This window comes from Legionella navarrensis (assembly GCF_052527415.1).
In genome coordinates this window covers 41,335-57,438 of sequence record NZ_JBNVZR010000015.1, presented here as the reverse complement: position 1 = coordinate 57,438, position 16,104 = coordinate 41,335, and the positions used below count along the sequence as shown (strand labels likewise).

Here is a 16,104-nt window from a genome sequence, read left to right as displayed (position 1 = left end):
GAGCGCATGAGGCCAACCCGCTGGGAAGATGTGATTGGCCAGGGCCATTTGCTGGCCGAAGGGCGTCCACTGCGCCTGGTGTTTGAGTCCGGGAAACCTCATTCCATGATTTTCTGGGGGCCGCCTGGCGTTGGCAAAACAACACTGGCCCGCCTCAGTGCAACGGCTTTTGATTGTGAATGGATTGCGCTTTCAGCTGTTCTCGCGGGTGTAAAAGACATTCGGGCAGCAGTGGAGCAGGCAGAGCTCAACGCCAGGCTGCAACGGCAAACGATTCTGTTCATCGATGAAATCCACCGTTTTAATAAATCTCAGCAGGATGCTTTATTGCCCTTTACCGAATCAGGTCTGCTGACCATTATCGGTGCTACAACCGAGAATCCCTCATTTGAAGTCAACTCAGCCTTATTGTCCCGGGCTCAGGTTTATGTGTTGCATGCCCTCACTGATGATGAGTTAAGGGAGCTGGTCATACGTGCATGCCAGCGGTATTACCCTCAGCTGACGCTGGAAGACGATGCCATTAAGGGATTGATTGATCTGGCTGACGGGGATGCCAGACGCCTGCTGAACTTACTGGAGCAACTGGCTGTGGCCGCTGAGGTTCAGCAGATAAAAAATATCAGCCTTGATAACCTGAAGCAGGTGCTGTCAGCAGCCACACGGCACCGTTTTGATAAGGGTGGAGACAACTTTTACGACCAGATATCGGCTTTGCATAAGTCCGTGCGCGGATCGCATCCCGATGCGGCTCTGTACTGGCTGACCCGTATGCTTGATGGTGGAACAGATGGACATTATCTGGCCCGGCGCATTATCCGCATGGCCTGGGAGGATATTGGTCTTGCTGATCCGCGTGCGATTCAACTGGCAAATGATGCGGCAGAAACTTTTGATCGTCTGGGCTCACCAGAAGGGGAACTGGCTCTGGCTCAGGCTGTGATATATATGGCCGTAGCAGCGAAAAGTAACGCTGGCTATATGGCTTACAATAAAGCGCGGGCTTTTGTGAAACAGGATAAATCACGTGACGTTCCCATGCATTTGCGTAACGCACCAACGAAATTAATGAGCCGGCTGGGACATGGCAAAGGATACCGATACGCCCACGATGAAGAACATGCCTACGCCGCCGGCGAAACCTATTTACCTGAGGGGATGGACGAGCCAGGCTGGTATCAGCCGGTAGACAGAGGCCTTGAGCGCAAAATAGCCGATAAACTCGCTTTTTTGCGGGGGCTGGATAAAGATAAGGAGTGAATCAAGAAACGTGTTTCACACCGGACGGCTTCCTTCTCCCTGTGTTCAGGGAGAAGGGGGGCTGTTTCATACCAGACGGTAGCGCTGATATTCAATGTTCACACCGAACGGCTCCCTTCTCCCTGTGTTCAGGGAGAAGGGCTGGGGATGAGGGTGAGGCTGACTGATAACTGGGAGCCTTATTATGAAATCCACATAAATAAAAAACCATGCTCGCGTCGATGTTCCGGTTTATCTGATGAAACAACCCTCATCCCCAACCCTTCTCCCTTAACCAGGGAGAAGGGAGCCTGTTTTGTGTCAGGCCGTAGTTACGATGTTCAATGTTTACACCGTGTCGCTCCCTTCTCCCTGAACACAGGGAGAAGGGAGTCTGTTTTGTGTCAGACCGTAGCCCTGAGTGCTCATCCGCAATCATCTTGATTTAATTTAAATTTTACCGAAACTTTGTTACAGTGAAGCCATGTATTCCATGATAAGCCACAATGTCTTGCAGTGAACTGACAGCTAATCCATTTTCAACACAGACTGACTCCGTTGAGTACGAAATTTTTGCCCGTATGCCCTGTGGGCTCGTGGTTATTAACGCGCGTGGTGTGATTGTCTGGTTTAACGAAGCTGCGGCCAGCCTCTTAAAAGTTCGACTCAGCGGTGCTCGCTGGCTGGATGTCATCAACCAGGCCTTTTCGCCTCGAGAAGACGATGGACATGAGGTTTCTCTGGTTGATGGCCGCCGTGTCAGTGTGGCCATTTCCTCGCTCGACAGGCTGCCGGGCGAACTGGTAACCCTGACCGATTTAACCACCACCCGTGATTACGAAGACGCGCGAGCCAATCAGGATCGCCTCGCATCCCTCGGCAGAATGACGGCACAGCTGGCACACCAGATCCGTACGCCTTTGTCTTCCGCTATTCTTTATACCGAAATGTTGTGTAACCCTTCGTATGACAGGCAGCGCAGCGAATCCTGGATCAGCAAAATTCAGGAATGTCATGCCAGCATTGAGCAACAGATTCAAGACCTGCTGACCTTCGCCCGTGGCGAACCCATTGAGCCCTCATCGATCAACCTGCTGTTCTGGGGCGAAAAACTAGTATCCCGAGCGCGCTCGCTGGTCTGTGCCACAGACAGTATTTTAACGATTGAAAACACCTTACCCGCGCTGCCCTATGAGCTGCACGAAGAATCACTTAACGGCGCTGTTTTAAACCTGCTCAATAATGCCTTGCAGGCGGGAGCAAAGCATATCAATATAAGACTGGCCTACATCAATAACGAGACGTTGATGATCCAGGTCAGGGATGATGGCTGTGGAATGACGGATGACGTAAAATCCCAGGCCTTTTCCCCATTTTTTACAACACGCGCTCAGGGTACAGGCCTTGGGCTCGCGGTTGTGAATGCGGTGGTGAAGGCCCACGGTGGTAAAACGAAGCTGGAGTCTGCAGTTGGAAAGGGTTGTTGTGTCACAATAACGCTGGCTGAATAAAAGGATTTATAAATGAATGATGTCTTAATTGTTGAAGATGATTCCGTATTGCGCGAAGCGCTGGCCGAGACTATGAGTCTGGCGGGGCATTCGTATTTAACTGCCCGCGATGGCCGCGAAGCGCTGGCCATGCTGGAGCGCCACAGCCCGGCCATTATCCTGAGCGATGTGCGCATGGATCGTATGGACGGTCAGCGCCTGCTGACGGAAGTGCAGAGGCGCAACCCTGGGGTTCCTGTAATTTTAATGACTGCTTACGGCTCCATCGAGGATGCTGTATCGGCCATACAGCATGGCGCCGTCGATTATATACAGAAACCCTTCAGTGCCGGCGTGCTGACGGAAAAAATCAATCGATTCATCAAGCCCTCCGCAGAGGCAGACGGCCGCTCGCCAGTCGCGGCTGATCCTAAAAGCCAGGCACTCCTGAGCATGGCCTTACGCGTAGCGCGCTCGGATGTCGGCGTGATGATCAGCGGTGAAAGTGGAACGGGTAAAGAGGTTCTTGCTCATTATATCCACGACCATTCTCCACGACGCGATGCACCCTTTATTGCAATCAACTGTGCCGCCATTCCAGAGCAGATGCTGGAAGCTACCTTGTTTGGTTATGAAAAAGGCGCGTTCACGGGTGCCTACAAATCGACAGCCGGAAAATTTGAACAGGCCCAGGGTGGAACCCTGCTGCTGGATGAAGTGAGCGAAATGAGTCTGAGTCTGCAGGCCAAGCTGCTGCGGGTACTGCAGGAAAAGGAAGTAGAGCGAATCGGTGCCAACAAACTGATTAGCCTTGATGTGCGGGTGTTGGCCACCAGTAACCGTCAGCTAATGGACGAAGTGAAAGCCGGGCGTTTTCGGGAAGATCTGTATTACCGCCTGAACATATTTCCTCTGCATTGGTTGCCCCTGCGGGAACGGGTCTGTGATATTATTCCTCTTGCCAATTATCTGATTCGTCGGCGCTGTGACACAACGCAACCGGTGATTCCGGTTTTAAGTGATGAAGCGACCGAGGTTCTGTTACACTATCCATGGCCCGGCAATGCACGCGAGCTGGATAATGTGATTCAGCGCGCACTGGTGCTGCAGACCCAGGGTATTATCGACCCGGATCACCTGCAGTTGACCGAACTGCCCGGTACCCCAGCCGCGCCTGTGGCGCTGCGGGGAGATATTAATCATTTGCAGCGACATGAGTTTGATGTGATACAGCAGACACTTGAAAACTACAACGGAAACCGTCACCAGGTGGCTGCCGCCCTCGGTGTCAGTGAACGTACACTGCGTTACAAGCTGGCCAAAATGCGTGAAGAGGGTTACCTTGTCTAAGTTAACTCAAGGTTCTTACTCGTGACCCGCCTGCTGCGCCGCTTTTGGTTTTTCCTTGCCGCTGTGGTAATTTGCCTGGCCATTATATCGAGCCTGTTTCGCGCGCTCACACCCTGGGCCAGACAATACAAGTCGGAAGTGGAGCAGCATTTATCAACCCTGCTTGGGCAATCCGTTAACATCCGCTCCATGGAAACGAGCTGGTATTGGTTTGAGCCGGTCATCAAGCTGCAGGATATTACCGTATCCAGCTCTAACGGTAACGAGATCAGGCTGAACAGACTGCTGGTGGGGATTGATCTGTTCCAATCCCTGTGGCACTGGCAGATTCAACCCGGCATTTTATATGTCGATGGCATTAATCTGACCCTGCGGCATGACAATAACCAGTGGCATATTGATGGCATCAAGCGCGCGCCAGACGTGGACTCCTCCTACGATTCAACGTCGTGGTCAGCTCTATCGGCCTGGATTCTGGCACAGCAAAAGATTTTGATTCGTAATGTGTCAGGCAAAGTGTATTGGCAGGATGGCAGTCTGCTCCCACTCAAACGGCTGGATTTGGCGGTTCTCAGGCAATCTGGGCGCTATCGGATCAAAGGCCGGGCCTTCCTCGATCAGAAACCCGCTACCACCTTCAGACTGCTGGCAGACATGGCGCTAGATCCCTCCGCCCTGAATAAGGCAGGCGGCGATATTTACGTGGCAGTCAGGCACGCACGTATCACGCAGTGGCAGCATTTTTTTCCGCAAAACCGTTTCGAATTCAGCGACGGTAAGACCGATATTCAGCTATGGCTGAGTGTTTTGAACGGGCAGGTTCAGAGCGCACAAAGCCAGCTTGCCGTTCAGAAGGCAGTGTGGCAGGACAGCATCAGCGGACTGAGCATGTCACTGCCGTGGTTCAGGGGTAACCTCGATTGGATGGCTCAGAATAATGGATGGAAACTGACCGCCGATCACATAAAATTAAAGCTGGGGAACTTCAAATGGCCAGAAAACAGGCTTCAGATCGAATATCAGCAGGTTCCACAGCGATACAATATCTATGTCGAACACGTGCTGCTCGATTCACTGTACAGCATACGCCATGTTTTCAGCCCCTGGCTGACGGATGATCAACAGATACGTCTGTCCTTGCTGGCGCCACACGGTAGCCTGAGCGATACACAAATCATACTCGACAAAGGGCTGCCAGTTGATCTGCTCACCGGATTCAGTCAAGTGGGCTGGCAGGCTCAGGCCTCTCTGCCGGGTGTAGAAAATCTATCTGGTGCTGTTCACTGGTCGCCCGACAGCTCGCGCCTTGCTCTTGACAGCGAAGATCTTACCCTGACTAACGGCATCAAAGCGCCGGTCACTCTGTCGGTGGTGAACACATCCGTAGACTTCAAAAAGATGGGGCAGGGTACGCATCTGGCCATGGATCACCTGGTGATAAAAAATCCTGATTTATTGCTTACGGCCAGGGTATCGCTGGACGATTTAACCCATGACAGTGTCGGTCAAATGGACATCTCGGCCCAGGTCTCTGCGAAGAATGCCGGGAAATGGCTGGCGTGGATACCGTCGGGTCATCTAAAGCCCAAGCTGGAAGCCTGGTTAAAACAGGATGTGAAGTCCATTGATAACCTGAGTGCAGAGATTCGTGCCAAAGGTCTGGGGCAGGATTTTCCATTTGATAAGGCTGCGGGTGAGTTCTGGATCAAGGCCTGGGCACAGGGTGTGGATCTGATTTTTGCACCTGGCTGGCCAATGGCCCAGGGAATAGAGTCCTGGGTACGGGTCGATAAACGTCAGTTTGAGGCGTCCATCAGCCATGCCAATTTACAGGGAACGGTATTAACCAATGGTAATATCCGTATAACCGACCTTGGGCTCAATCACGAAACGCTGCTGTTTCATTCCAAAATTAAAACCAAAACCCAATATGCTCTTGCCTATATTCTCTCCTCTCCACTGGCTAAAAAATTATCGGCTCTGGCTATGATTCAGATGAAAGGGCCTTTGGAGCTGGATTTGAAACTGGAAGCGCCGCTGTATCCTGAAAATGATGATGTCCTGGCGCTGGGGGATGTGTCCTTTGAAAATAACCAGCTTAGCGTGAAGCATGCTCTGGGCACTATTCCCTTAAACAGGCTCAATGGCTCCCTGCAGTTTGATCAGGCGGGTATTCTCGACAGCAGCCTGAACGCTGTGTTTATGGATTATCCCGTCACCCTGTTGATTCAATCCCTGAGAAACGCAAAGCCAGCCACTCAGGTAAAAATAAAAGGCAGGGTGGCTATCGACACGCTGCGCAAGCAACTGAATTTGCCCTTTCTAGACCTGGTCCGCGGCGATTTCTGGTTATCTGCCCTGCTGACGCTGACTGATGAGCCCAACGATCTGGATCGCGTCACGGTCAACAGCTCTCTGAAAGAGGTCGCTATCGATTTGCCACCGCCTTTTGGTAAACAGGCGGGCAAGGCTGCCCCCTTAAAGGTTGATGTGGATTTCAACCCGGAAAAAGCCATGCGTATCCGCGTGGACTACGATGACCGAATGAACGGAGACTTATGGTTCACGGCCCCGAAAGGTCAGCTTCAGCTGCAGAAAGGAGAAATTCGCCTTGGCAGTGAAAATGCGCTGCGTCAGCAGCAGGACGGATTACAGATTGTCGGCGAGCTGGCGCAGTTTGATTTACAGCAATGGCTGGCCGTTGCTGCCAGGTTATCCGGAGGCACTGACGGTCTGTCGCTGAAAAACTCTGTGCATTTTATTGGCCTGATATTACGCCAGGCCAGAATCGGCGGTCAGACTTATCGTGATATGGCGATTAAGGCATCACAGATAAAGGATAACCTCTGGGCAATTGAAGTGAACCAGGCACTGGTCAAAGGCGTGTTTCGTTATGATCTCGACAATCATTCCGTCAATGGCAGTTTCGAACGCCTGCATCTGGTCAGGCAGGAGACGAAGCCTGGTGGCCGAGATCAAAAGGCGGCGCTGTCGTCTCTGATGCCTGAAGACATGCCAGCGCTTGATTTGTCGGTTCAGTCGTTGCAATACAACGATCTGACTCTCGGCAGGGCACAGGTTAAGATGTCGCGTTTGCCGCATGTATGGCGTCTCGACAGCTGTAAAATTACCACACCCTATTATCAGCTTTCAGCTTCAGGCCAGTGGACGCGGGATCAGGCGATTAACGAAACGAAGCTGGATGCTGGCTTAACAATCAATCACCTGGCCAAAAGCCTTGAGCAATTGAAAATAAGTCCTGTGGTCGAAGCGGAGACTGGCAGCATTCAACTCCAGGGCAGCTGGCCTGGGGCTTTCCAGGACTTTGCTCTGGCCAGTCTTTCCGGACAGACTCAGATACTCTTCAAAAACGGACGCATTACCAGTTTAAGTCCGGAAACGGAGGAAAAACTCGGGCTTGGCAAGCTGTTAAGCATCCTGAGTCTGCAGACCATTCCAAGGCGTTTGAAGCTTGATTTCAGTGATTTATCGCACAAGGGCTACAGCTTTGATCAGTTTAAGGGTAGTTTTTCCATCGCCAAGGGGTTAATGAGCACCTCCGACAGCTTCATTGATGGCCCCATAGCCTACGCCAGCATGAAGGGAAGCCTGGACATTGCCAGACAGCTGTATGATCTGAATCTGCACATATCTCCGCATGTCACCGCCAGTCTGCCTATTGTTGCCACCATAGCCGGTGGCCCGATTGCGGGCGTTGCCACCTGGATAGCCAGCAAAATCATTAATCAGGGCATGCAAAAGGTCAGTGGTTATACCTACAGAGTCACAGGCCCCTGGCGCCAGCCGGTGGTAGAACAGGTGAGCATAATCCAAAAGAAAAATAAATGACCCAGCCATAACAAGAGGGAGTCCTATGCACTTACATATTTTGGGAATAAGCGGTACGTTCATGAGTGCCATGGCCTTGCTGGCCCGCGATGCCGGTCACACCGTCACCGGCTGTGACGCCAATTGTTATCCTCCCGTCAGTGATCTGCTGAAGGCCAAGGGAATTGAATGGACCGAAGGCTATGAGGATTCCAGCCAGGCATTGCGTGCCGATTGCGTGATTATCGGTAATGCCATTAAACGGGGAATGCCGGTACTCGAAGCCGTGCTGAATGCCGGAAAAAACTACACCTCTGGCCCGCAATGGCTGGCTGAAAATATTCTGCCTCGTTATCGGGTGATGGCGGTCGCAGGAACGCACGGTAAAACCACCACAACGTCGATGCTGGCCCATATCCTGAGCGAGGCTGGTTTAAATCCTGGTTTTTTGATTGGCGGTGTCGCACCCAATTTTAATACCAGCGCCTGTCTGGGTTCCGGCGACTGGTTTGTCATCGAGGCCGATGAGTATGACAGTGCTTATTTTGATAAGCGGCCCAAATTGATGCACTACCGTCCCGAAGTGGCCATCTTAAATAATCTGGAGTTTGATCATGCCGATATCTATGCCAATCTGGAGGCTATTCAGCAGCAGTTTCACTATTATCTGAAAACCATTCCAGGCAAGGGCGTGATCATAAAACCACGGGATGAGGCCGCACTGAATCAGGTAGTGGCCCGCGGACTGTTTTCCAGATTGGAGGACATGGCCTTTGATGGTCAGGCGAGCTGGCGTGCTGAACTGCTGGAGGAGAGCGGTCAGTCGTTCAGGGTCTGGCAGCATGATAAGCCTGTGGCGGAGGTCAACTGGTCTTTAATTGGCCGCTTTAATGTCGAAAACGGACTTGCAGCAATTGCCGCCAGCACTCACAGCGGATTGTCTGCTCAGGCAGCAGCCGATGCCCTGACATCTTTTCAGCCCGTCAAACGACGCCTTGAGGTGAAGTCGGACAGGAAGGGCATCACCGTATACGACGATTTTGCTCATCATCCAACCGCTATTGCCAAAACCATACAGGCGCTGCGTCAAAGTGGTCGGCATCAGCGCATATTTGTAGTGCTCGAGTTTGCTTCTTATACCATGCGATCCGGCGTTCACAAAGACAGCATGGCAAGCGCGCTGGCCAACGTGGATGCGGCATTTATACTAAGCCCACAGCAGTTTGACCTGAGCGAAACAGCCATGCACTGGACCTGTCCCTGGACTCTGTTCCCGGATACAGGCGCTATTGTCAACGCGCTGTGTCAGGAGGCCAAAGCCGGTGATGCCATTCTTGTGATGAGTAACCGCGGGTTTGACGGAATACATCAGCAGTTAATGGATGCGCTACCATAGGCTGAGCCTGGCAGCGGCAAATGGCATTGCAAATTGTTTAACATGTTGCTATAAAAAAGAATAGCACATTTGACTGACAAAGCGTTTCTGGATATTTTGAGCGAGCAGATCCGTGATGACCCCTGGAGGGTGGTGTGTGTAACAGGAAGTCATGCAGGCGTTTTATAAGGAGATTGTGATGCCCTATCAGCCATTGGAAATGGAGTATTTGGTTAAAGCAACGGAGGAACTGGATACTTATTTTGCATCGTTCAGCAAGCGCTTCGTCCCCCCGTCACTGGATGATTTGTGTATTGGCATTCTCGGGCAAAAAGAAAACGCAGCCAAAAAAATTCCCAAAATCAACGATCTTAAAACCGAATACGAAACAGCCGTCCGGTCTAAGCTGGGTTTTTTTTCATCCAAAAAACCCGATTCAACCAGGCTGGCGCAGATTGCCTGTATCAAACAAACGACGGAAGAGACCTTGAACACTAAAGTGATAGACAGCAGGGAATGGGAAAATCGCGCCCAGCAGATTATCCTGGGAAGCATTATTTACCGCTTGCTGCGGATTGACAACAACTACAGTGGCAAATTGATAAAACCCTTATGGGGAAGGGCCGAGGATAACAGCGCCCTCCAAAACCTTCTGCTGCGCCTGCTCAAGGTTGAAAACAAAGACGCTCTTGATTTTCGCACGATTATTTCAACCTGTACGGCTTATCAGAGTTACTTAAATTCAGGGCGAGTTAAAGAGGGCTATTCGTATATCAAGGACAACCCTACCTATTTACCTGATCTTGACACGTTGATTACTCAGACAGAAAGCCGCATGCCAGATCATGAGCGGCAATGTGAGCTTTATATTCAGTTTATCAAGTCCATTCCGCCTCTGCTGGAAAAATGTGAACAGCTGGTTGAGGCTGCCTGTGATGCGTGGGTTCCTGTACTGCGTAAAGATCGTGATGAAGCAGGGGCAATGGACAAGAAACAGCTTGTCGCCAGCCTGGCCGCAACCAGACCCGATCCGGACGCACTCGCGTTGATGACCGCCATCATTGCTCCCGAAACCGTATTGACCCCCGAGACCGAGATTGAGCTTATGATAGCGAGTATCAAATCGTACTTGAGTACATATTATCAATTCGCCCTCCTGGGAGCCTACGTTGTCTCCCTGAACATGGCTGACCGACTTCCTGCGTACTTTGCAGATACACTGAACTTCGCCATTAAATCAAAGGGCGACAACCTCCTCGATAATCAAAACCGCAAGCTTGCTTTAACAGCGTTGGATTGGGTTCTGAAAGCCGTTCCGAATGCTGCGGTTAACTGTCGCGCCTGGGGAGGGATCGAACGATTTAAGGCAGAGCTGTTGTTGCAGGTATCAAGGGCTTTGGATCAGGGGAGTAGTGCAGTAGAGCCAGAATCGGAAGCATCCTCATCTCTGTCCTTATAATTCGGGATAGACCCTTGATAGATTTCCGGGTAGACGCGTAGTCCGGATTAGCGTCAGCGTAATCCGGGACTGGAAGCCCCCGGGTCGCGGGGACGATATTGCGATTACTGGTGCTTATATCCCGCGTCTGGCTCCTCGTCGTCTGCCTTCTCCTGTTCGGGTCTGGTTGAGGTTGAATTTGTCGACTGAGAAGCTCTGTCTGTTGGGACTGGCGCAGGGTGACGCTGATTTTCGGGTCTAAGGTCGAGTTGAGAAACGCTGTCTATCTTAACCGAAATGGTGCACCCCGTTTCCTTATCATCTTTGTATGAAAATTCTAAGCCTTCAAATTGAAGTAAGCGTCCAAGAAGTTCCATCATATTTTCGCGGGGCAGTGACAGCGTCAGACTATCGCCAGCAATACGCCACCCATCCAGCCCGGTAAGCCTTTGTATATCCGACTGCTCTGAATGGAAGGAGCGGGCACCCTGGCTGAAAAGACCTAATGCAGCGGGAGATGAAGATGAGGATGAAGATGCAGGGCTCCGTTGAGGAGTTCCAGCAGCGGGTACGGAGGCCTGTCCTGCCTTGGGAGGCGCGTCATACAAGTCAACGGCTTCAGCAGGCTCTGTGTACATTTCTTCCATGAACCTGGCAATCAATTCAAAGGCAGAGTGAGCTCCACGTTGCTGTGTGTTTTGATGAGCACGCGCAATTTCCAGTGCATTTTCGTCCGTCTCGTTTTCTGTAAGCATGATTGTCTGCTTTTGCGCAGGGCTTAAAGCCTGCATGACCGCAAGAAGCTGTGCAACGGCATCTGGGTGGGAGCGCGCAGCCAGCATCAGGGCATTGTTACCAATGTTTGAAGTCTGCCTTAAAATCTCATATTTCTGATCGGGACTTAAATCCTGCATGACCGCAAGAAGCGGGGCAACGGCATCTGGGTGGGAGCGCGCAGCCATCATCAGGGGATTGTTACCCTTGTTTGAAGTCTGCCTTAAAATCTCATATTTCTGCTCGGGACTTAAATTCTGCATGGCCGCAAGAAGCGGGGCTATCGTCTCAGGACGGTAAAGCACGGCAATCATCAGGGCATTGTTACCTCTGACGGATTGCTGAGATAAGACAGCATATTTTTGGTCAGAGTTTAAATCTTCCATGGTCTCAAGAATTGGGGCCGCGTTTTCTGGGTTTGAGAATATGGCAATCATCAGGGCATTAAAGCCTTCCCAATTAATCTCACGTAAAACAGTCAGCTTTTGTTCTGGGCTGAAATCACGCATGATGTTAAGAATTACAGGCACCTGTGCCGGGCTGTTTTCGGAGACAGTCAGCAGAACATTCTCTGGGTGGCCGTTAATTCGACTTCTGTAGATCTGGGATATGATCGCATCGTTTTGATCGGGGCTTAAATCCTGCATGGCTGCCAGAATCGGGGCTACGGCCTCAGGATTATTTTCCGCTGCGATTATCAGAGCATTTTTACCAAAAAAACTGTTTTGAGATAATAAGGCATATTTTAGATCGCGACTTAAATCCTGTTTTTGATCGGGACTTAAATCCTGCATGGCTGCCAGAATCAGGGCTACGGCCTCAGGACTATTTGCCACGGCGATCATCAGAATGTTTTCATAATTGCTGGATTGAGATAATAAAGCAAATTTTTGCTCAAGGCTCAAATTCTGCATGGCTGTTATAAAAGGGATAAGGTGCGCAGCCCTTCGTCTAGCGGCAATCATCATTGCGCTGATATTCAACTCCATAGTGGTTCGCCTTAGAATCTCAAATTGCTGCTCGGGACTCAAGTTGGTCATGGAAGTAAGAATCGCTTCGGCCGTGGGTGGATGGATTGCTGCAAGCATCAGGGCATTTTCGCCGCCACCAGATGCGTGATTTAGAATGGCATACCGGTCTTCGGGATCCAGGTTTTCCATCGCGGCAAGAATCTGATGAACGGCGCCAGGCTCATGATAATATTCTGGAGCAGCAAGCATCAGGACATTTTTTCCATGCCTGTCAGTCCGGAGTAAATAAGTCCTTAACCCGTTTATTATCTCGCCGGTATATCTCTGGATAGTGGGGTCGGCATTCAAGGGGGCCTGACGAAGCCGTTGAAGCACGGAGGATATATCGGTTAAAACACCCCTGCTCATATCGTTTACGATAGCTCTCACGATGTCTTTATTCGCTCGAGGTTCAAGCTCAGACGAAAACAGGCGAAAGCCATAATAATCAGACAGTCGATTTTGTACTTCTTCAAAAAAGGGTTGCATGGAACGACCTGGGCGCGGAATGGTTAATGGCATGATGATCCTCTTTGGCGGATTGCAATGGTTGGCATTAGGGATGAATTGTATCAAGAGATTATTAAATAAACATTAAGCGCTTCCGGTGGGCATTGAGCAATACTCTGTACTGAACAAAACGCTGGTCTGTCGTTCCCGCGCAGGCGGGAAACTATCGTGGAGCTGGTTTCGTGCCTGATTTAACCATGGATCCCCGCCCTTCCAATTAGCCTTAAGTTTTTCTTTACTTTTCGCACTGCCTACGTACCGCGGACAAGCCGCGGTACGTAGGGGTCTTAGACTGTCAAGCAAAACTTAAGGCTAACTGGAAGTCCCCGCCTGCGCGGGGAGGATAAGTGGTGTACTGAGAGGACAAATAATATAAAGATTAAAAAATCGTCCAATACAGAGGGGCAAGATTTCCGAACCGTGACTATGGTTGGACTGGCTGGGCGGAATAGGGGGCTGGTCGATGACTCAGATATCGGTTAACGATTTTTGATAATGTGCCTTGTTTTACGGCTTCTCTCTCTCTAGCATCCAGCTCTTTGAGCACATCATCCTGATTTTCCTGTATATTTTTAATTAATTTATTCACTGCAGATAATTTAACTGACGGCCTGACTCCGCCTTTAAATATCCCAAGCGTCGTATATCGATGATTTTCGTTGTTTTCTACGCGCCTTTGGTAACCTGCCTGCAATTCTCTTAATCTATCTATTGTAATTTCCGGTATTAATGCGGATGCTGGCAAGGCATCGGGCGTTATCTCTTGATTATTTTCAATCAGGCTTATCAGTCTGGGAACGGTGTGGATAACATGTAGCCCACAATCTGTCGAGTTTGTCAGTGATTGATTGCCTAAACACAGGCGTTCTATGTCTGGGTATGGTACAAACAGAGGAGGGTATGATTTACTGTCAATGATGAGTCGTGATTTTTTATTATTAGATAATAAAGTAAATCCATCCTCATCCACTTGGTTTGGAGGGGATATGGAATAGTCGATAACAATATGATCCTCCCTGATAGAAGCCTCGATTCTTGGTGCGATTAAATGGATGGTTTTGGTGGGATGAAGGGTTTGCTGAGAGGCTAAGATTGATTTGATGTCCTCTTCATTAAGCAAATAGGCAAATGTTCCCTTTTGGGATACAGAGAGGTCAGCATAAGGAGAGGTAACTATAATCAGTTTATCTTCACCTGATTGTTTAGCCCAGTATTGTAATAAAAATCCAGGATATTTTTGAGTCCGATAAACAAATCTGGAAACATTGTCCACTGTGGCGATGGCTACATCTATTCCTTGGTTTTCAAAATTAATGTCAGGCAATTGAGTACCAAATAACGCATCAAAAGCGATATTTACATCAGTTGAAGTCAGGCGCTTTAATTCTGTGCTACTGCTGCTCATACTTGCCTCAGTTGAAAAAATGAGCCTTATGTATAATATATAGTCTTTCTGATGCTATTTCAATATAGTCTGTGAGCTGTCTGTTATATTGTTGTTCTCAGGTGCATTGCCCGATCCCAACCGCGACCATGAGGGAGGGGAAGTTTCAGGCAGGTATATGGCGGATGGTTTTGCTGGCGGGAGGGTAGGGTTTCCGCTCCCTGACGATCACGGCTCGGTATGCTCACGAGCCGTGATTGGGCTGAAGAGTTTTATATCAGAGCCTGTTTCAGAAGCTCGCTGAGCACTTCCGGGTTTGCCTGTCCCTTGCTGGCCTTCATAACCTGACCAACAAAAAACGCCAGCAGTTTCTCTTTACCCTGTCGGTACTCTTCGGCCTGCTGCGGATACTGTTGGATCAAGGACTGAATCAGGGCTGACAGTTGATCGGAATCCTGAATTTTGCCGGCATTTTCCTGATTGACCAGCTCATCGAGATTGCGCTCGCCTGCCCAGAGTCGGGTGAAAATCTGTTTCGCACTGGCGTTAGACAGGGTTTTGCTGTGCACATGATTGAGCAGCGAACCGAGCAGCTCAGCTGGCAGTGGTGCGGCTTCAAAGCTCAAACCAGACTCATTCAGAGCCGCGGTGTACAGGCCTTTCATCCAGTTAACAATGGTCTTATTATCAGCCTGGCTGTGCGCCTGAACCTTAAGGAAAAAATGATACACAGCGGGCTCTGATAGAAGGAACAGGACATCATCGTCCAGCAGGCGGGTGTCTTCGCACAGGCTGCTTCTGATTTCAGCGGGAAGCGGGGGCATGCTGGCCCTTACTCTGGCAATGTCTTCAGCGGATATGGCTATGGGTAACAGATCCGGATCAGGAAAATAACGATAATCGTGTTCATTCTCTTTGCTGCGCATGCTTTGAGTGGTTTCGGTGACGGTGCAAAACAGCCGCGTTTCCTGAACAGGCTGACGGTTTTGTTCGAGGATATCCTGGTGTCGCGCCTGCTCAAAGGCGATGGCTTTCTCTATAAAACGAAATGAATTGAGATTTTTCAACTCTGTGCGCACCCCAAGTGTGCTGGAACCGGCAGGTTTCAGAGAAATATTCACATCGCAGCGAAACGAACCTTCCTGCATATTGCCGTCACAGATGCCCAGAAAGCGCAGCAACTGCCGCAACTCCCGAAGATAGTGAATCACTTCATCGGCTGAATACAGGCAGGGAGCTGTGACAATCTCCAGCAAAGGCGTTCCCGCGCGGTTGAGATCCACCCCGGTCATGCCCATGCGCTGATCGTGCAATGATTTACCCGCATCCTCCTCGAGGTGCGCACGCACGATGCTGACTGTTTTGCGCTGACCCGACGGCATATCAAAACTGAGCTCGCCCTTACCGACAATTGGGCGCTGGAACTGGCTGATTTGATAGCCTTTGGGTAGATCCGGGTAAAAATAATTTTTACGCTCAAAATAAGAATCGCTGTTTATCCCGGCCTGAATGGCCAGACCAAACTGAATCGCCATGCGTACTGCCTCCCGGTTTAAAACCGGCAGGGTTCCTGGAAAACCGGCGTCAATGTAGGAGGTGTGCGAATTGGGCGCTCTGCCAAATTCAGTGGATGCGGCGGAAAATAATTTTGATCGGGTGCTCAGCTGAGCGTGAACCTCAAGACCAATTACGGTATCCCATGCCAT

At 50.3% G+C, this 16,104-nt stretch carries 9 protein-coding genes; 6 read left to right on the top strand and 3 right to left on the bottom strand.

The genetic code is table 11. The annotated features are described in order from the left end of the window. Positions 1-6: 6 nt before the first annotated feature. The 6 genes from ACQUTA_RS09920 (at position 7) to ACQUTA_RS09895 (ending at position 10,741) form a co-directional block, all read left to right on the top strand. Positions 7-1,260, top strand: a complete 1,254-nt coding sequence (locus ACQUTA_RS09920) for a replication-associated recombination protein A (protein WP_444988115.1) — start codon at positions 7-9, stop codon at positions 1,258-1,260. Between the two features lie 485 nt (positions 1,261-1,745). After that, on the top strand, positions 1,746-2,750 hold the full coding sequence (locus ACQUTA_RS09915) for a sensor histidine kinase (RefSeq protein WP_444988079.1): 1,005 nt from the start codon (positions 1,746-1,748) through the stop codon (positions 2,748-2,750). Between the two features lie 12 nt (positions 2,751-2,762). Continuing rightward, positions 2,763-4,079 (top strand): sigma-54-dependent transcriptional regulator, encoded by a 1,317-nt coding sequence (locus ACQUTA_RS09910; protein ID WP_444988078.1) that lies wholly within the window; start codon positions 2,763-2,765, stop codon positions 4,077-4,079. A 21-nt stretch (positions 4,080-4,100) separates the two neighbouring features. Further along, the gene (locus ACQUTA_RS09905) at positions 4,101-7,928 is read left to right on the top strand and encodes a YhdP family protein (protein ID WP_444988077.1); all 3,828 of its coding nucleotides are present in this window, start codon (positions 4,101-4,103) and stop codon (positions 7,926-7,928) included. Between the two features lie 25 nt (positions 7,929-7,953). Next, the gene (gene mpl / locus ACQUTA_RS09900) at positions 7,954-9,303 is read left to right on the top strand and encodes a UDP-N-acetylmuramate:L-alanyl-gamma-D-glutamyl-meso-diaminopimelate ligase (protein WP_444988076.1); all 1,350 of its coding nucleotides are present in this window, start codon (positions 7,954-7,956) and stop codon (positions 9,301-9,303) included. A gap of 178 nt (positions 9,304-9,481) precedes the next feature. Further along, positions 9,482-10,741: a hypothetical protein gene (locus tag ACQUTA_RS09895; RefSeq protein WP_444988075.1), complete on the top strand. Its 1,260-nt coding sequence runs from the start codon at positions 9,482-9,484 to the stop codon at positions 10,739-10,741. A 104-nt stretch (positions 10,742-10,845) separates the two neighbouring features. Here the strand turns inward: ACQUTA_RS09895 and ACQUTA_RS09890 are convergent, their stop codons facing one another. The 3 genes from ACQUTA_RS09890 to gatB all read right to left on the bottom strand — a co-directional run bounded on the left by ACQUTA_RS09890 (position 10,846) and on the right by gatB (position 16,104). After that, on the bottom strand, positions 10,846-13,026 hold the full coding sequence (locus ACQUTA_RS09890; protein WP_444988074.1) for an ankyrin repeat domain-containing protein: 2,181 nt from the start codon (positions 13,024-13,026) through the stop codon (positions 10,846-10,848). Positions 13,027-13,438: 412 nt separating this feature from the next. Then, on the bottom strand, positions 13,439-14,419 hold the full coding sequence (locus tag ACQUTA_RS09885) for a hypothetical protein (RefSeq protein WP_444988073.1): 981 nt from the start codon (positions 14,417-14,419) through the stop codon (positions 13,439-13,441). 251 nt (positions 14,420-14,670) lie between these two features. Next, positions 14,671-16,104, bottom strand: coding sequence for an Asp-tRNA(Asn)/Glu-tRNA(Gln) amidotransferase subunit GatB (gene gatB, locus ACQUTA_RS09880; protein WP_444988072.1), 1,434 nt, complete (start codon positions 16,102-16,104; stop codon positions 14,671-14,673).